Here is a 17807-nt window from a genome sequence, read left to right on the forward strand (position 1 = left end):
TTGTGACAAGCGTAGGCGAACACCTGCCCCCTCGCCGGGTATTTGGCAACGTAGGGTTTCCCCATGGCACCTCAGCGACCCTCGGGACTCACTGTCGACAAGGCCGGCCTCGGACTCAAGTTCCTGGGCACCAGCGTGCTGGCCGGACTGCTGGTCGCGGGCATGGCACTGCCGGCCGTGGGTGCACTCGGGTTGACCGCCAAGGACACCGCCGAGAGCTTCGACAACATCCCGGACGACTTCAAGACCCCGCCGCTCTCCCAGGCCTCGTACATCTACGACGCCAAGGGCGGCGTGATCGCCAAGGTCTTCGACCGGGACCGCACCGTCCTCACCAAGGACCAGATGGCCCCGATCATGCGGCAGGCCCAGGTCGACATCGAGGACAACCGCTTCTTCGAGCACGGCGCCATCGACCTCAAGGGCATCCTGCGCGCGGCCAGCAAGAACGCCGAGTCCGGCTCCGCCGCCCAGGGTGCCTCCACGCTGACCCAGCAGTACGTGAAGAACGTCAACGTGGAGAAGGCCGGTGACGACCAGGACGCGTTCCTGGAGGCCACCAAGAAGAGCATGGGTCGCAAGATCCAGGAGCTGAAGTACGCCATCAAGCTGGAGGAGGACCTGAGCAAGGATCAGATCCTCACCAACTACCTGAACATCACCTTCTACGGCCACCAGGCGTACGGCGTCGAGGCGGCCGCGGGCCGCTACTTCAGCAAGAGCGCCAAGGACCTGACCATCCCCGAGGCCGCGATGCTGGCCGGACTGGTGCAGAACCCCACGGCGTACGACCCGGTGCTGCATCCGCAGAACGCGCTGAACCGCCGCAACACGGTGATCAACAAGCTCCTGGAGTACAAGCACATCACCCCCCAGCAGGCCAAGGACGCGCTGGCCGCCCCGCTGGGCATCAAGTACAAGGAGCCGTTGAACGGCTGCATCACCGCCCTGGCGGGCATGGGCTTCTTCTGCGACTACGTCCGGCACGTGGTGAAGCTGGACCCGGTCTTCGGCAAGACCCAGGCCGACCGGCAGAAGCTCTGGACCCAGGGCGGCCTGAAGATCTACACCACCATCGACCCGGACAAGCAGGCGGCCGCGTACAAGGCGGTCACCACCAAGGTCAACCCGACGGACGACGTCTCGGCCGCGATGACCATGGTCAAGCCGGGCACCGGCGAGATCCTGGCGATGGCCCAGACCCGCCCCTACGGCCTGGACGACAAGCAGCACCAGACCGTGGTCAACCTCAACGTCGACGCGGCGATGGGCGGCGGCAACGGCTTCTCCCCCGGCTCGACCTTCAAGCCGATCCTGGCGGCCGCCGCGCTGGAGTCGGGCATCCCGATCACCCAGCAGTACCCCTCCGAGTTCAAGATCCCGTACCCGACCATGACCACCTGCGAGGGCTCCTGGAAGTCCGACGGCACCACGGTCGAGAACGAGAACTCGTCCGAGGTCGGGCCGTTCGGGATGAAGGAGGCGATGGCCCGCTCGGTCAACACCTACTTCGTCGAGCTCGGCCAGGAGGTCGGCCTCTGCCCGATGAAGCAGATGATCAACAAGCTCGGCATCAAGACCCTCGCCAGCGGCAAGACGCTGCCGCAGGTGCCGTCCTCGATCCTCGGCTCGGTCGAGGTCAGCCCGATGCGGATGGCCGCCGTCTACGCCGCCTTCGCCGCCCGCGGCCTGTACTGCGACCCGATCGCGATCAGCTCGGTGGTCGGCGCCGACGGCAAGAAGATGGCGGTCCCGCAGGCCAACTGCACCCAGGCGATGTCCGGGTCCACCGCCGACGGGGTCAACACCCTGCTGAAGACGGTGACCGAGAAGGGCACCGCGGCCAACATCAAGATCAACGACGGCCGCGAGTTCGCCGGTAAGACCGGCACCACCGACAACCGCTACGCCGCCTGGTTCAACGGCTACACCCCCGACCTCGCCACCGCCGTCTGGCTCGGCGGCCCCGGCGGCAACGTCTCCATGCGCAACATCACGATCGGCGGCGAGTACTTCGGCTCCGTCTACGGCTCCGACGGCCCCGGCCCGATCTGGCAGATGGCCATGAACGACGCCGTCGCCGGCACCCCGAAGAGCACCTTCCAGCTGGTCTCGATCCCCGACCCCGGCACTCCCCCGGGCGGCGCCACGAGCCCCGCCGACCCCGGCACCCCCGCTCCGCCCCCCGGCGACGGGACGGGCACCACCGGCCTGATCAACGGCGGCTTCACCCTGCCGCCGGGCGTCATCGGCGGCGGCGCGAACGGCGGCACCGGCGGCAAGCCGGGCAAGCCCGGCCACCACTGACGGCCTGCGGTACGACGAAGGGGTGCCTCCCGGACGGGGGGCACCCCTTCGTCATGTCCGCTGTACGGCGTGTCCGCCGTCTGTGCTGTGCGCTCCCGCCGTGCTGTGCGTTTCCGCCGTGCTGTGCGCTCCCGCACCCGGCTCGGGCCGGTCAGCCCGCCAGTGCGGCCTTCACGGCGGCGGCCACCCGGCCGCCCTCGGCCACGCCCTCGACCTTCGGGCGCACCAGCTTCATCACCGCGCCCATGCCCTGCGGCCCGGTCGCCCCGCTCTCCGCCACCGCAGCGGCCACGATCGCGGTCAGCTCCTCGTCGCTGAGCTGCTTCGGCAGGTACTGCGCCAGCACCTCGCCCTCGGCGCGCTCCTGGGCCGCCGAATCCGCCCGCCCGGCCGTCTCGAAGGCCTCGGCCGCCTCGCGGCGCTTCTTCGCCTCCCGGGCGATCACCTTCAGCACCTCGTCGTCCGAGAGCTCGCGCTTCGTCTTCCCCGCCACCTCCTCACTGGTGACGGCGGCCAGCGTGAGCCGGATCGTGGACGAGCGCAGCTCGTCCCGGGCCTTGATCGCAGCCGTGAGGTCCTCCTGCAGCTGCACCTTGAGCGTTGTCATGCTGATGAGTGTCCCACCTGCCGAAACCTGATGCCCACGAATAACCGCCCGGCACTCGCGTCGTGCCCCTGCGAGGTGGGCGGAGCCCCGCCCCGCACCAGTCCCGACAGGCCGTCACACCGCCTCGCCGCGCCTTCCTCTCTTCCCTGGACTGGCCCGCGAGTCCCGTGCGACCGCCGGCCCCTGGCGGCGCCCCGCCGCCGGACCTCGGCCCGGTGCCCGGCGTCCGGCGTCCGCAGGACCGACTGGCCGTCAGATCGACCTTCCGGGTGGGATCCGCCGGGGCGGGCGGACGGGGCGCCGCCCGTTCACACGTGCTTTCGGCGTCTGCGACCATGGACCGATGCGACCGCTGTACTCCGTCCCCCTCGGAATCGCCGCCACCGGCGCCGCCTGCCTCATCTACTCCGTCGGCTACGAGGTCCGCTCGTTCCGGCTGCGCCAGGTCGAGGTCCCGATCCTGCCGAAGGGTGCGCGGCCGATCCGGGTGCTCCAGGTCTCCGACATCCACATGGTCGACGGACAGCACAAGAAGCAGCGCTGGCTGCAGAGCCTGGCCGCGCTCCGTCCCGATCTGGTCGTCAACACCGGCGACAACCTCTCCGACCCGGAGGGCATCCCGGCCACGCTGGACGCCCTCGGGCCGCTGATGGACTTCCCGGGCGTGTACGTCTTCGGCTCCAACGACTACTACGGGCCCGCCAAGAAGAACCCCGCGCGCTACCTGAAGGCGCTGCGCACCGGCGTCCACGGGCTGAACAACCCCGACGGCACCGGCAAGCGCGGCATCACCGGCGCCGTCCACATCGAGTGGGAGAAGCTCCGGGACGGCTTCGACGCAGCCGGCTGGCTCAACCTCACCAACACCCGGGGGCGGCTGAAGGTCGCCGGGCTCGACATCGAGTTCACCGGGCTGGACGACCCGCACATCCGCCGCGACCGCTACGCCGAGGTGTCCGGCGGCCCCTCCGAGGACGCCGACCTCTCGCTCGCCGTGGTGCACGCGCCCTACCTGCGGGTGCTCGACGCCTTCACCGCCGACCGCTACCCCCTCGTCCTCGCCGGGCACACCCACGGCGGACAGCTCTGCGTCCCCTTCTACGGCGCTCTGGTCACCAACTGCGACCTCGACACCGACCGGGTCAAGGGCCTCTCCACCCACCGGGCCGGCGGACACCGCTCCTACCTGCACGTCTCGGCCGGCTGCGGCACCAACCGCTACACCCCCGTCCGCTTCGCCTGCCCGCCCGAGGCCACCCTCCTCACCCTCACCCCCAAGCCCTGACCCACCCCGCCGACACCCCGCGGCCCGCCCTCCTCCGAGCTGCTCCGACACCGCCCGAAGGAACGGATTTCACCTCTCGGCGCTCGTCCGGTAGAGTTCTACTCGTTGCGAAGGAGACGGAAGCAACAAAGGAAAGACCGGGGTGTGGCGCAGCTTGGTAGCGCGCTTCGTTCGGGACGAAGAGGCCGTGGGTTCAAATCCCGCCACCCCGACCCAGTAAGACCAGCTCAGGGCCGGTCTCCCGCAAGGGAGACCGGCCCTGACTGGCTTTCCGGGGCCTCTCGGGAGAATCCTGGGAGAAACCTTCTCCAGAAGTTCTCCAGAAGGCTCTCTACTGACCCTCCCTCAGCAGGGTGTCCAGGACCCTCACGGGCGATCCCGCCGACATCCGCCGACGGGCGTCGAGGGACTGTTCCCACACCGCGGTGAGGTCGTCCATCAGCTTGCGGCGCATGTCGGCGGTGATGTGGGAGTAGCGGGCCTGGACCGAACCGTCCTCGTGCCCCATCCGCTCGTCCTTGAGTTTCGGCGGCGTCCCGAACTCGTCCATCATCGTCTTGTGGGTGTGCCGCAGACCGTGCGGCGTGAGGCCGCGCGCGATCGGCAGCCAGCACGCCTCCGCCCGAGCCGCAGCTCCCCGGCCTCGCGCTGGGATGCCCGGCCACGGTTCGGCCAGCAACGGCACCGGGCGAGCCTCCTCCGGCGCCTTCTTCGGATACCAGCCGGTTGCCGCCGGGTGGAACAGCCACGTGGCGAACCCGTTCCGGCGCCAGTGCGCGGCGTTCTCCCCGGACGCCCACGCCCGGATGTAACCGAGGTCGGCGATGGCCTTCTCGACCCGGTCACGGGTGTCGAGGGCCACCGCGAGCAGGCGGTTGAGGACGTTGGAGACCGTGCCGGTGGAGACGCCGGCAGCGCGGGCCACGTCCACCAGCTTGGCGCCCGGTCGGCGGGCGGCCCCGTTCGCGGCACCGTGCCCGCTGAAGAGATAGCGCAGGCCGTGGCACGTGCACGGCTTCACGTTGGCACTGGCCACCTGCCCTGTGAGCAGGCCGGAGAGGAAGCCCGGGGTGTCGACCGTCCGGTGCGAGTCGTCCTTGGGCGGGCAGCGGTGCAGCTCACCGGAGTCCAGCTCGTAAAGCTGCCACTCGACGCGCACGGCCGCCGGCCGGATGAACTCCGTCTCCAGGCCCACGATCTCTCCCCATCGCAGGCCCGTGTAGCCCTTGAGCACGATGCCAACGAACTCGTCGTCCCGGCCGGACAGCAGCGCGGCACGCTCCGCGATCAGCAGGATGCCGAGCGCCGAGGTCACCACCTTCTCGGGGCCGCGGTTGCGCGAGCGCCCCGCGCGCTTGCCCCGGCCGCGTCGGCGGGTTGCCGGGTTGGAGTCGCGCAGCCCCTCGTCGACGGCGTCGGCGAGGATCAGGTGAAGCGTGCCGCGCCACGTCTTGATGCTGCTGGGCGCGTAGCCGCGGTCCCGTTCCTTGCGCTCCCAGGCGTCGATCGCGCCTTTGGTGATCTCGTCGAGAAAGACGTTCTCGAACTCTGGGAGCAGATGCTCTTCGATGTGGCGGCGGTAGTTCTGCATGGTGGAGGCGGCAAGGTGCTGATCCTCGTACCAGCTCTGCGCCGTCGAAGATGGTCCGCAGGTCGGCGAGGAGACGGATGCCGACGGAGCCTTTGTCGTTGGCCTTGGCTGCGTTGACGAGTTCGAGGCAGGCGGTGCGGGCGCGGGCGGGCCAGTGGCCGCCGGCGGCGTCGGCGACGGCGACGGCGAGGAGGGGTTCCCAGACGTCGGCGGACCGGTCGGCGACTCCGTCGGGCATCTCGGGCCAGGCGCCCTCGATGCGCTCGCGGATGGTGTCGGCCCAGGCGGCGAGGCGGTCGCGCAGGACGTGGCCCTCGGGTTCGTTGGTGCGCTGGCGGAACTGCTCGACCGTCTCATTGGGGGCGCGGCGGCGCATCCGGATGACGACGGAGCGGCTCATGATGGTGTCGGGCAGGTCGCCGAGGCCGCCCATGGCGAGGGCGGCGTAGACGGGGAACTTCTGGACCACGTGGTTCTCGCCGTCGCGGACGCTGCGGAGGACGCCGCCGGTGCGGCGGTAGCCGGCGTTGATGAGGCCGCGCAGTTCCTCGTTGCCGCCGGCAGCGGCGCCGAAGACGGTGTCGATCTCGTCGAACAGCACGGTGGGTCGGGCATCCCCGTCGCAGACGGATCGGAACAGCGCGGACTGGCTGGCGTCAACGGTGACCAGCGGCCTGGGGACCAGGGTCTCCACGATCTCCAGGGCGCGGGTCTTGCCGCTGGCGGGCTCCGGGGAGAGGAATGCCAGACGGGGCGTGGCCCTCGAAGCAGTCCATCAGGTGCGCGTGCGCGTCCCACAGGACCACGGCGACGTAAGCGGCCTCGCAGGATCAGGGGGAAACTTCAGACGCCGTGATCCGACGCCCCCGAGCCCGGCGAACTGAAGGCGCATACCCCGCCACCGGCCCACCCTGGTTTTGTTCACGAGCCACGGTTCTGGCTCAACTTCTGTGGTTGGCGACGCAGGGTCAGGCCAGTCTCTTGATGTGGTGCAGTGGTCCTGTGCCAACCCTTCCGGCGGGAGCCGTTCGTCACCCGCCCAATGGGGTCGGGCGAGGGTGGATTTCGCTGGCTGGCGGGATGTCAGCTTCAGCAGGGAACGTTTGGCCCGGTGAACCTTCCGCGCCGTGCCTGCGTCTTACCTCGCGACCGCCACCACACACCCAGGAGAACAGACCATGGCCGACAGAGACGTTGAGCAGACCGAGGAGCGGGGTTACGCCCCGGGGGCCTGGTGGGCGGAACTCGGGACGTGGGGGGCCGTCGCACTGATCGTCTTCGGGGGAGTCGCGGCAGTGTGGGTCTCTTTCAGGCTGCCCGGCACCCCAGAGGAACTGGCGTCCGGCTACTACCAGGCCGCTAGGGTCGTCGCCATCGGCCTGGTGACTGTGGGATTCACCTTGTTGGGCCGCCGCCGCGCCCGGGCCGCAGCCATCGAGGATGCGAGCGAGCAGGAACGCGCCTGACACCACCGGCCAGTGAGCAACGTCGCTGGATCAGCCACGGCTTCTGGACTGTCGAGGTAGTCCTGGGTGCGGACAGTGCGGGCCGGCCTGCTCCGGATGAGGTTCTCTCGCTCAGACGATCCGTGAGAGGCCCCACGGAGATCAACAGTCACAGAGCGCAGACAGACCACAGGAGTTGAGCCAGAACCGGAAGTCGTGAATATCCAGGAACACCTTGATCGCCAAGTGCTGTCCCACTCGCCGACAAACGCTGTCCCTGGAACTGAACAAAGCCACCCACCCAGACCCTCAAGTTCCACCCACAACACCCTTCGGAATAGCTGAACTTGTGGACTTTGGTTGGGCACGGTCGGGTGGTGGTGGGCGAGGATCGCCGCCGCCCCGGGGTCGGGGTCGGCCACCCATGCCAGCTCGCCGCCGAGCACCTGCTTTACGGCCATGTCCAGGCCGCCGTAGCCGGTGCAGAGCGACCCGATCACCGCCCGCCGCCGGTCAGCTCGGCGACCAGGTGGGAGCGGGCGTTGGCGTGCCGGACCAGGGCCTTGACCGCCTCCTTGGCTTCGCTGGTCATGACGGTGCCGGGCACGGTGATGGTGGGCTGGACGAGCAGGTCTGCGGGCACCGGGATGAGGAGGGTGGCGGTGGTCAGGAGCGCGGGCCGGTTGGTGAGCGCGGGTTCGACGGCTCGGCGCCACGGCCCGGGGTTCCAGTCGTCCCAGTCGGTCTGCCAGTCGAGGGTGCGGGCGGGCCAGTGGGCCAGGTCGCCGTGGCGCAGGGGGACGTCGATGCGCAGGGCGACATCGTGGCCGTCCTCACCAGCCTCCACCAGGGTGACGCCGAGCAAGTCGGGGCGGATGCGGACGTAGCCGGGGCTCATGACCGGGCTGGTGGCGATGCGCCACGCGGCGTGGGCGAACTCGGCCGGGCGGAGGATGCAGCCCTGGTCGTGGAGCAGACGGGCCTTCTGCTTGAGGTAGGCGCCGTAGCGGAAGTGGCCGTCGGAGGCGCGGGAGCGGTCGTAGGCGTCGTCGGCGATGGCGAGCGTGCCGGGGGTGAACTGGGCCATGATGGATCCGATCTCGTGAAGTCGGGATTGATCGGGCCCCGCAACAGCCGCCGTCACCCGGCAAGGTCGCTGCTGCTGCGGGGCCCGTCGTGCTGTCCGGGCGGAGTGGGCTAGAACGGCGGCTCGGCGCCGACCGGGGCTGTACCGGCCGTCGGGGCGGCGGTGGACCACGGGTCGGCGGCAGCCGGGGCCTGCGCGGCACTGTTGGTGCGCTGGGTCTTGGTGACCTTGGCGGTGGCGAACCGCAGGGACGGGCCGATGTCCTCGACGTCGAGACCGAGCATCGAGCGGTTCTCGCCCTCGGGCGTCTGCCAGTTGTGCTGCACCAGGCGGCCGACGGCGACCACGCGCATGCCCTTGGTCAGGGACTCGGCGACGCTGGTGGCCATCTCGCGCCAGGCGGTGGCCCGCAGGAACAGCGCGGTGCCGTCCTTCCACTGGCCGCTGGTCTTGTCGTAGGTGCGCGGGGTGGAGGCGATGGTGGATCGTGAACGGCTCCCAGCTGGACGTGCTGGCCCACTACGGGATCAGTGCGCACGGGCTGGCGCAACAGAGCCGGTCTCTGCTCAGGCTCGGTTCGCTCGACGACGCCACGGCACTGGCACACGTCTGAACCGCCGGCCCGACCCGGTGGTGCCGGTCAGGGTTCTGACTGCTGGTCAGGATCAGGACCCTGACCGGCATCCGCCTCTCAGCCGGCCTCGGTCCCGGCGAACGCCTGCCGGCTGTGGGCCAGCAACTCACGGACCGCCGGGCTGTGCGCGTTCTTCCAGATCAGGGCGAGCAGGGCCGGCGTCTCGACGTCGTCGATGGTGCGGGCGGTGAGCCGGTCGCGGTAGCGGGCGGCCATCGACTCGCTGAGGACGGCGACGGCGAGTCCACGGGCGGCCAGGTCGGCGATGGCGTCGGCGGCGCTGGCCTGGAGTGCGATCACGGGACGGAGGCCCTGGGCGGCGCAGGCCCGGTCGAGCACCGTGCGCAGGCCGGTGCCGGGCGGCATGCAGACGACCGGGTGGGCCGCCAGGTCGCGCAGGACGACCCGGCGCCGTTCCGCCAGGGGGTGCCCGGCCGGGACGGCCACGACGAGCCGTTCGCTGATGATGGTCAGCGCGTCCAGCCCTTCGGGGGTGGCCGTTGCGGTCCCGATGAGGGCCAGGTCGACGGTGCCGGCGCGGACCCCCTCGACGAGCCGGTCCGAGTTGTCCTCCAGCAGCGAGAGCTCCACGCCGGGATGCGCCCGGTGGAACGCGGCCAGGGCGTCGAACAGCGGCGTGATGGTGCAGCCGGTGACCATCCCGACCGTGAGCCGACCCCGGATCAGGTCGGTCACCTCGCCCACCGCCTGGCCGACCGCCCCGGCGGCGGCGAGCACGGCGCGGGCGTGTTCGAGCGCGGCCCTTCCCGCGACGGTGAGGGTGGCGCTGCGTGCCGACCGGTCGAACAGCTCGGCTCCGAGCTCACGTTCCAGTTGGCGGATCTGGGCGCTGACACCGGACTGGCTGATGTGCACCCGCTCGGCCGCCCGGGTGAAGTTCTGCTCCTCGGCGACCGCGACGAAGTACTCCAGCTGCCTCAGCTCCATAACTGTGGATTCTAGCTTCCGGAAGATCAATCCGTCAGGATTCTGACCGGCGGTCGACCGCGACCGGCCGCGACCGCCGAGTCTGCCGGGGACTCGGAGCCCGGCCGTACGGCGTGCCCCGTCGGAGCCGCCGGGCCGCGAGACCCGGACACTGGCTGGGCCCTGGACGTGGTCGGTCGCGTCCGGACCATCCTCTGCGCCATGGCCGTGGCCGCGGCGGGCACCTGCCTGTACGCACTGGTCTCCGCGCCGTGGCAGGCGCTGCTGGCCGCGGCGGTGTTCGGGCTGGGAGTGGGCGGCAACTCCGTCTGGCAGGCCCTGCTGGCCGAATCGGTGGAACCGGGCAAGCGCCCGGTCGTGTTCGGGCTCAACTTCGGGATCTCCAACGCCGGTCTCGGCATCGGCGGGATCGTGGCGGGCAGCGTGGTCGTCACCAGTGACCTGTGGACGTTCCGCACGCTCTACCTGATCAACGGACTCACCTTCGTGGTGGCCGGATGGCTGATGGTCTCCGTGGCGAAGCGGCTGCCGCAGCCGAGCGGCGGCGACTGGGAGGAGGGCGGCCCCCGGGCCTCCTACCGCAGTGCGCTGGGCAACCGGCCGCTGCTCGCGACCCTTCTGGTCACCTTCCTGCTCTTCGCCCTCGGCTACTCGCAGCTGGAGTCGGGTGTCCCGGCGGTGCTGGTGACCATCTCCGACCTGCACGTCTCCGGCCTGGGCAAGGTCTTCTTCGTCGACACGGTGATCGCCGTGGTCGCCCAGGTCACCCTGCTCTCCGTGATCAAGCGTCTGCCGCCCCGGGTCTCGCTGGCGATCGCGGCCCTGTCCTGGTCGGTGTTCTGGGCGCTTCTCCTGGTGGCACCCCGCCTCACCTCGGACGCCCTGGTGATCGCGCTGGCGTGCGTCGGCGCGGCCAGCGCCTCCGTCGGTGCGGCCTTCTACTCCGCGGTGGTGCCCACGCTGGTCAACGCCGCCGCCACCCAGGCCAACCGAGGGCGGGTCAATGCGCTCTACGGCATCGCGGTGTCCGCCGGCTTCACCCTGGGGCCGGCCCTCGCCGGTCTGTTCGTCGGCAACGGGATGACCATGCTCTTCGTGGGAATCGGGCTGGCCGTGGGCATCGTGGTGGCGCTGCTGGCCCAGGTCCTCGCGTTCCCCGCCACCGAGCAGGGAGCCGCCGAGGCACCCGCCGAGGAGTCGGTCGAGGAGCCCGCCGGGGTCGGTGCCTAGCCTCCGCCCTCCCGAACCGGTAGCGCCGGTCCAGGGCCGGTGTCCTTCCCAGGGCAGCGGCCCTGACTGCTTGCCAGGGTGCGCGTGGCCCGGCCCGCTCGCGGGTCCGCCGGGCCTGGTGCCGGTCCGGGTATCCGTCCGCCGCCCAACGTGAAACCGGGCTGAAACCGCGTTGAAGCCCGGCGCCGACAAGCTCTGCGGCATGACCTCACACCACCGCACCGCCCCGCACGGGCCGGCCATAGCGGCCCACGGGCTGCGCAAGGCCTACGGCGACAAGCTGGTCCTCGACGGCATCGATCTGGCGGTCCCGCAGGGCACGGTCTTCTCCCTGCTCGGGCCCAACGGCGCGGGCAAGACCACCACCGTCCAGATCCTCTCCACCCTGGTCACCGCCGACGGCGGCCGGGCGAGTGTCGCCGGGCACGACCTGGCCGAAAGCCCCGACGCGGTGCGCGGCGCGATCGGCGTCACCGGGCAGTTCTCCGCCGTGGACAACATGATCACCGGCGAGGAGAACATGATCCTCATGGCGGACCTGCACCACCTGGGCCGCCGGGAGGGCCGGCGGATCACCGCCGAGCTGCTGGAGCGGTTCGATCTCCTCGACGCGGCCGGGAAGCCGGCCGCCAGCTACTCCGGCGGGATGCGCCGCCGGCTGGACATCGCGATGACCCTGGTCGGCGCGCCGAGCGTGATCTTCCTCGACGAACCGACGACCGGGCTCGACCCGCGCAGCCGCCACAACATGTGGAAGGCCATCCGCGACCTGGTGGCAGGGGGCGTCACCGTCTTCCTGACCACCCAGTACCTGGAAGAGGCCGACCAGCTCGCCGACCGCATCGCGGTCCTCAACCAGGGAAGGCTGGTCGCCCAGGGCACCCCGGCCGAACTCAAGCGCCTGGTCCCCGGCGGCCATGTCCGGCTGCAGTTCGCGGACGCGACCGTACTCGCGGCGGCCACCAGGGCGCTGGGCACCGGGATCCCGGACGACGAGGCGCTCTGTCTGCAGGTCCCGAACGACGGCAGCGTGCGCGCCCTGCGCGCCCTGCTGGACCGTCTCGACGACGCGGCGGTCGAGGCCGACGCGCTGACCGTGCACACCCCCGACCTGGACGACGTCTTCTTCGCGGTCACCGGCCGCCCCGGCAACGAGAAGGTGCAAGCCCGATGAGCTCCCCGTCCTACGCCCTGCGCGACTCCGCGACCATGCTGCGGCGCAACCTGCTGCACGCCAGGCGCTACCCGTCCATGACGATCGGCGTGGTGGGCATGCCGATCGTCATGCTGCTGCTCTTCGTGTACGTCTTCGGCACCGCGCTGAGCACCGGGCTCGGCGGCGGCGGCGACCGCGCCGCGTACATCGCCTACGTGGTCCCCGGAATCCTGCTGATGACCGTGGGCTCGGGGGCGATGCCGACCGCGGTGGCCGTCTGCACCGACATGTCCGAGGGCATCGTCGCCCGCTTCCGCACCATGGCCATCTCCCGCTCCTCGGTCCTGGTCGGCCACGTGGTCGGCAGTGTGATCCAGACGATGGTCAGCCTGGTCCTGGTGACCGGTGTCGCCCTCGCCATCGGCTTCCGCTCCGCCGCGGGGCCCCTCGAGTGGCTGGCCGCGGCCGGACTGCTCGCCCTGGTGTGCACCGCCCTCACCTGGCTCGCGGTCGGCCTCGGTCTGGCCAGCCCGGCCCCCGAGGCGGCCAGCAACGCGGTGCTGCCGCTGTCCTTCCTGCTGCCCTTCATCAGCAGCGCCTTCGTGCCGGTGTCCTCGATGCCCGGCTGGATCCGCTGGTTCGCCGAGTACCAGCCGTTCACCACCGTCATCGAGACCCTGCGCGGGCTGCTCACCGGCACGGCGATCGGCGACAACGGGTGGCTGTCCGTGGCCTGGTGCGCCGGGATCGCCGTCCTCGGCTTCGTGTGGTCGAAGAAGCAGTTCACCCGTGGCCCCCGCTAGTCCAGAGAAGTCCCAGAGTCCCGAGAAGTCCCACCACCGGAGAGCAGGAACCGCCATGTCCGAGAACACCGTTCACCTGACCCCCGAGCTCGTCGAGAACCCGGTCGGCGCGTACGCCGGCTTCCGTGCCCAGGCCGAACTCCCCCGTGTGGTGCTGCCGGAGCTTCGGACCCCGGTCCGGCTGGTCACCCGCTACGCCGACGTCAAGGCCGCCCTGACCGAGCCGCGGCTGATCCGGGACCGCTCCAAGGTGCCCGGCGGGGCCGAGGGTTCCGACCCGCAGGCCGAGCTGGCCGAGGCCGCCTTCGAGGGCTTCCCGGCCGAGTACGCGAAGTACCTGACCGGCCATCTGGCGCTGTTCGACGGCGAGGACCACGCCCGGCGCCGCGCCCCGCTCACCCGGGCGTTCACCGCCCGGCGCATCGCCGCCCTCCGGTCGTTCGTGGAGCGCTCCGCCGGGGAGCTGATCCGCGAGCTCGCCGCGAAGGGCGAGGCGGCCGACCTGCTGGGCGAGTTCGCCTATCCGCTGACCACCTCGGTGATCTGCGAACTCGTCGGTGTCGACGAGGACGACCGGCCCCGGGTGTGCGCGTGGATACGCGACTTCGCGTACGGCGACGGCAGCGGGATGACCGACGGGCTCATCGGCATCGTGGAGTACGTCAGGGAGTTGGTCGCCCGGCGCCGGGCCGAGCCCACCGAGGACCTCATCTCCGCACTGGTCCGGGGCGGCCGCGAGGACGAACACGCCCTGACCGAGGACGAACTGGTCTCGGTGGTCTTCCTGCTGATCAGCACCGGGATCACCCCGCCCGCCCTCTTCCTCGCCCACGCGGTGCTCGCCCTGTTCGACCACCCGGACCAGCTGGCCGCGCTGCGCGCCGAGCCCGAGCTGCTGGGGCGGGCCGTACCGGAACTGCTCCGCTACATCACCCTGGTACGGATCGGCGCTTCGCTGTACGCCACCGAGGACTTCGAGTTCGCCGGGACCGCACTGAAGAAGGGCGAGACGGTGACGGTGGCGCTGCTCGCGGCGAACCACGACCCCCAGGAGTACGGGGACGCCCCGGAACGGCTCGACATCGCCCGGGAGTTCAGCCGTGGCGACGGCCATCTCGCCTTCGGCCACGGCGCCCACTACTGCCTGGGAGCGGCCCTCGGCCGCCTGGTCACCTCGGTGGTCCTCGACCAGGTGCTCGTCAGGCGGCCGGACACCGCGCTCGCCGTGGGCCGGGACGAGCTGGAGTTCGGGCACTGGCCGGCGGACGGGTTCCACCTGCTGCGGCTGCCGGTGCGGTTCTGACGCCACCGGCCGGATGCACCGTCAGGCCCTCTCCCGCTCCCGTACCAGCGCCAGCGCAGCCGCCCCGAGACCGTCCCGCCCCAGGGCGGCGTACGCCGACACCGCGTCGTCGTAGGCCGCCCGGTCGGCGTTCTCGGCCGCGCTCCGAGCGCCGGCGGAGGACATGGTGGGCTGGAAGCTCCGCAGGCAGCGGAAGCGTTCGGCCAGGGCGATCAGCCGTACCCCGGTCCCGAACAGGTGCGCGTCGCCGGCCCGACCGCCGCGATCGAGGTCGGCCAGGCCGAGGGCGAGCAGCAGCGCACCGCAGACCGGGAAGTCCACGAGGGCCCGCTGCGGCAGGGCCTCGGCCCGGGACAGCAGGGTCGTCAGCCGGGCCGGGAGCACTCCGGCGAGTTGCTCGACGAGGTCCAGCCGGCCGTGCCGCGCATGGGCGGCCACGGTGACCGCCTGGATCTCCAGGACCCAGGGCTCAAGGGCCAGTTCGGTGCCGAAGAGCGGTTCCCCGGTGCGCTCCAGACGGTCCGTGGCCCGACGCCACAGGCTCAGGCCCCGCTCCGTCTCGCCCCGCGCGAGGGCGATCTCGGCCCGCGCACCGAGATCGGGGGTCAGGAGGTCGGGCGCGTCCTCCGGCCGGTTCAGCACGGCCTGCTCCAGCCAGTGCTCCGCGTCGTCGAGGGCGCCGGTCTGCAGGTGCGCGAGCACCATCCCCCAGCGCAGGCCGATCATGTCGTTCCATTCGCCGAGCCCGTCGAGGACCTGCATGGCCTTCGCCATGTGGCCTGTCGCCTCCGCGCCCCGCTCGGTCTGCAGGCACAGTTCGCTGATCCGGGACAGCGCCATGATCTGCAGCCACGGGATGGGCCGCTCTTCGAGGGCACCGAGCATCCTGCGGGCCGAGGCCATCGCCCGGTCCGGTTCGTACTCGGTCTCCCACACGTAGCTGGCAACACCCTCGGCGACGCCCGCGAGCAGCGGATCGTCGCTGTCGCAGAGCGAGTTCAGCAGTGTGTGGTCCGGCCCGAACACCTCCGGCGCGGCGCACAGGACGGTCGCGATCGCCCCGATCAGGGTGCCCGGCGGAGGCGGCGGCAGCCGGCGCAGGCGGACCAGGAAGCGCAGCGCCCCGCTGCCCACCCCGAGCAGGGCATTGGTGGTGATCAGGGTCGCCGTGGTGCGGACCACCTCGACGTACTCGGGCTCCGGCCGGAAGCGCGAGAGCAGTCGGCCGGTGTCCTCGGCCAGCGCGATCACCCGGGTGTAGTTGGCCTCGGTGGTCCACAGGGTGCCGAGCACGGCGGCGGTCGCCGCGACCGCGGGGCCGTCGTCGCGGGCCAGCCCGAGCCGCAGCGCCCGGACGAGGTTGTCCTGCTCGGCCCTGATCGACTGCCAGGAGGCCAAGGCGTCGGGCCCGAACGGCGCGTCGTGGTAGGTCAGGCCGAACTCGCGGGCCCAGGCGGTGAACCGCTCCGTCACGTGCTCGCTCTCACCGGTGCCCTCCCGGTGGACCGCGCTGAACTCCCGTACGGTCTCCAGCATCCGGAAGCGGGTGCCGGACGGGCTGTCGGCCGCCTTGAGGAGCGACTGGTCGACCAGGTCCTCCAGAACCTCCAGGACGTCCTCGCCGCCCTGGACGTGTCCTCCCCCGGCGACCGGGGAGCCGGCGAACAGTTCATGGCCGGCGAGCACGTGCTCGGCCGCGTCCGCCGTGAAACCGCCGGGGAAGACCGAGAGGGCGCGCAGGGCCGCCTGCCCGGCCGGTTCGAGCAGGTTCCAGCTCCAGTCGACGACGGCGTGCAGGGTGCGGTGGCGCTGCGGCGCGTCCCGCGCCCCGCCTCGCAGCAGCGCGAACCGGTCCTCCAGGCGCCTGGAGATCTCGGCGACCGACAGCACCCGCACCCGGGCCGCCGCCAGCTCCGTCGCCAGCGGCAGCCCGTCCAGCCGGCGGCACAGCTCCGCGACCCGGTCGGCGGGCAGCTCGACATCGGAGCGGGCGGCCCGGGCACGCTGCTCGAACAGCTCGACGGTCGTCGCCGGGTCCAACTCCGGCAGCAGGTAGACCGATTCGGAGGAGAGGCCGAGCGGCGCCCGACTGGTGGCCAGCACCCGCAGATCCCGGGTCATCGCCACCAGGGCCCGCACCAGTTCGGCGACACCTCGGATCACCTGCTCGCAGTTGTCCAGTACCAGCAGGGCGGGACCCGGGCCGAGGGCGCCCACGATGCCGGTCAGGACGTCCGTCGGGAGGCCGAAGCCGCCCACCGACGCCCGCCGGCCCTCGGCGACGCCGAGGGCCGAGGCGACCTCGCCGACCACGTCCTCGTCGCCGGTGACGCCGGCGAGCGCGACCAGGTGCACCACCCGCTGCTCCGCGTTCCGGCTGACGGCACCGGCGAGCCGGGTCTTGCCGAGCCCGCCGGCGCCCACGATCGAGGTGACCCGGGAGGTGCGCAGCAGGTGCGCCACCGCGGCGAGGTCGCCGTCGCGCCCGAGCAGCGGATTGGGCTCGTGCGGCACCCCGTGCCGCACCACGGGCGCCTCGCCCCGCAGCAGTTCCTGGTGCAGGGCCCGCAGCGCGGGACCCGGGTCGGTGCCGAGCTCGTCGCGCAGCGCCCGGCGGTGTCGGTCGTACGTCGCGAGAGCGGTGGACGCCCCTGCGGTGACCGCCTCGCAGCGGACCAGTTCGAGCAGCAGTTCCTCGTCCCGCGGCAGCGCCCGTACCAGTTCGGCCAGCGGCTCGACGGCCTCCGCCCGTCGGCCGGTCCTGGCCAGGCCGAGCGCACGGGCCCGCGCCAGCGACCGGTACGTCGTCGCCCGCTCGGCCCGCAGCACCGACACCGGGTCGTCGAGCACGACGTCCTCGGGCCCGGCGCCGTCACCGGCCCACAGCTCAAGCCCCGCCTCGGCCTCGGCCAGCGCCCCCGCGTGGTCCCCGGCCCGGGACTTCTCCGCGCTCGCGGCGGCGTGCAGCAGGACGGCGGAGGCGTCGACCTGCTCCTCCCCGAGCGCGAGCCGATACCCGGTGGGCGTACTGGCGATGACCCCGGGGCCCAGCCGCGTCCGGGCCCGCGAGACCAGGATCTGCAGCGCCTTGGCCGGGTTCTCCGGCTGCTCGTCCGGCCACAGCCCGTCGACCAGCCGCCCGGTGCTGCACCCCCCGCGCAGCTCGCCGCAGAGCAGTGCGAGCAGCCCGCGCAGGCGGGGGGCGGTGATCTCCTGCCCTCGGTAGGACACCGTCGACAGGGTGGTCAGCTCGATGGTCACCGGAGCAGGTTAACCAGCGACGGCCGACCCGGCTCAAGGCGGTCGCCCCAGAGCTCTCATGACGTCGACTCAGCTCTGCAGCACGGCCTGCGAACCCGGAGATCCGATGGCCTGTCTCACCGACAGCCGGCGCGGACGCAAGCCCGACCC

At 71.6% G+C, this 17807-nt stretch carries 14 protein-coding genes, 1 tRNA gene and 2 pseudogenes; 9 read left to right on the top strand and 8 right to left on the bottom strand.

All coding sequences use genetic code 11. The features are described 5' to 3' along the window. Window positions 1-63: 63 nt before the first annotated feature. Window positions 64-2307, top strand: coding sequence for a transglycosylase domain-containing protein (locus UK12_RS16130; protein WP_045303670.1), 2244 nt, complete (start codon window positions 64-66; stop codon window positions 2305-2307). 151 nt (window positions 2308-2458) lie between these two features. On the opposite strand, the gene UK12_RS16135 is transcribed toward UK12_RS16130, so the two are convergent. Further along, on the bottom strand, window positions 2459-2914 hold the full coding sequence (locus tag UK12_RS16135) for a GatB/YqeY domain-containing protein (protein WP_045303671.1): 456 nt from the start codon (window positions 2912-2914) through the stop codon (window positions 2459-2461). 343 nt (window positions 2915-3257) lie between these two features. Between UK12_RS16135 and UK12_RS16140 the strand changes: the two genes are divergently transcribed. Further along, window positions 3258-4199, top strand: coding sequence for a metallophosphoesterase (locus tag UK12_RS16140; protein ID WP_045303672.1), 942 nt, complete (start codon window positions 3258-3260; stop codon window positions 4197-4199). A gap of 138 nt (window positions 4200-4337) precedes the next feature. Continuing rightward, window positions 4338-4411: transfer RNA gene (locus UK12_RS16145), tRNA-Pro, on the top strand. A 119-nt stretch (window positions 4412-4530) separates the two neighbouring features. Here the strand turns inward: UK12_RS16145 and UK12_RS16150 are convergent. The 3 genes and pseudogenes from UK12_RS16150 to UK12_RS45050 form a co-directional block, all read right to left on the bottom strand. Then, window positions 4531-5517 carry a LacI family DNA-binding transcriptional regulator gene (locus UK12_RS16150; protein ID WP_269432021.1) on the bottom strand — a complete coding sequence of 329 codons (987 nt, stop codon included), beginning with the start codon at window positions 5515-5517 and terminating at the stop codon, window positions 4531-4533. A 189-nt stretch (window positions 5518-5706) separates the two neighbouring features. After that, window positions 5707-5820, bottom strand: a pseudogene (locus UK12_RS44430) (hypothetical protein); the annotation flags it as partial. Window positions 5821-5890: 70 nt separating this feature from the next. Next, a pseudogene (locus UK12_RS45050) lies at window positions 5891-6223 on the bottom strand (DUF3631 domain-containing protein); the annotation flags it as partial. 745 nt (window positions 6224-6968) lie between these two features. Here UK12_RS45050 and UK12_RS16160 point away from each other — a divergent pair. Further along, entirely contained in the window at window positions 6969-7256 is a 288-nt protein-coding gene (locus UK12_RS16160; protein ID WP_045303675.1) for a hypothetical protein, read from the top strand. Between the two features lie 475 nt (window positions 7257-7731). Here UK12_RS16160 and UK12_RS16165 read toward each other — a convergent pair whose 3' ends face one another. Then, window positions 7732-8322 (bottom strand): hypothetical protein, encoded by a 591-nt coding sequence (locus UK12_RS16165; RefSeq protein ID WP_045303676.1) that lies wholly within the window; start codon window positions 8320-8322, stop codon window positions 7732-7734. Between the two features lie 110 nt (window positions 8323-8432). Further along, a complete protein-coding gene (locus tag UK12_RS16170) occupies window positions 8433-8801 on the bottom strand; it encodes a single-stranded DNA-binding protein (RefSeq protein WP_082119664.1) in 369 nt (122 codons plus the stop codon). An 8-nt stretch (window positions 8802-8809) separates the two neighbouring features. Here UK12_RS16170 and UK12_RS44435 point away from each other — a divergent pair, with 8 nt between their 5' ends. After that, complete coding sequence (locus tag UK12_RS44435) at window positions 8810-8935, top strand: hypothetical protein (protein WP_269432020.1); 126 nt, start codon at window positions 8810-8812, stop codon at window positions 8933-8935. Window positions 8936-9013: 78 nt separating this feature from the next. Here UK12_RS44435 and UK12_RS16175 read toward each other — a convergent pair whose 3' ends face one another. Further along, entirely contained in the window at window positions 9014-9904 is an 891-nt protein-coding gene (locus tag UK12_RS16175) for a LysR family transcriptional regulator (protein ID WP_045303677.1), read from the bottom strand. 162 nt (window positions 9905-10066) lie between these two features. Between UK12_RS16175 and UK12_RS16180 the strand changes: the two genes are divergently transcribed. From UK12_RS16180 to UK12_RS16195, 4 genes are all read left to right on the top strand, one after another. Then, a complete protein-coding gene (locus UK12_RS16180) occupies window positions 10067-11134 on the top strand; it encodes an MFS transporter (protein ID WP_269432022.1) in 1068 nt (355 codons plus the stop codon). A 202-nt stretch (window positions 11135-11336) separates the two neighbouring features. Then, window positions 11337-12308, top strand: coding sequence for an ATP-binding cassette domain-containing protein (locus tag UK12_RS16185; protein ID WP_045303698.1), 972 nt, complete (start codon window positions 11337-11339; stop codon window positions 12306-12308). Next, entirely contained in the window at window positions 12305-13093 is a 789-nt protein-coding gene (locus UK12_RS16190; protein ID WP_045303679.1) for an ABC transporter permease, read from the top strand. Before UK12_RS16185 ends, UK12_RS16190 begins: the two co-directional genes overlap by 4 nt. A 55-nt stretch (window positions 13094-13148) precedes the next feature. After that, window positions 13149-14396: a cytochrome P450 gene (locus UK12_RS16195; RefSeq protein ID WP_045303680.1), complete on the top strand. Its 1248-nt coding sequence runs from the start codon at window positions 13149-13151 to the stop codon at window positions 14394-14396. A gap of 21 nt (window positions 14397-14417) precedes the next feature. Here UK12_RS16195 and UK12_RS16200 read toward each other — a convergent pair whose 3' ends face one another. After that, a complete protein-coding gene (locus UK12_RS16200; protein ID WP_045303681.1) occupies window positions 14418-17657 on the bottom strand; it encodes an ATP-binding protein in 3240 nt (1079 codons plus the stop codon). Window positions 17658-17807: the final 150 nt, after the last annotated feature.

Origin of the sequence: Saccharothrix sp. ST-888, from assembly GCF_000955975.1 — a bacterium.
Classification (GTDB): domain Bacteria; phylum Actinomycetota; class Actinomycetes; order Streptomycetales; family Streptomycetaceae; genus Kitasatospora.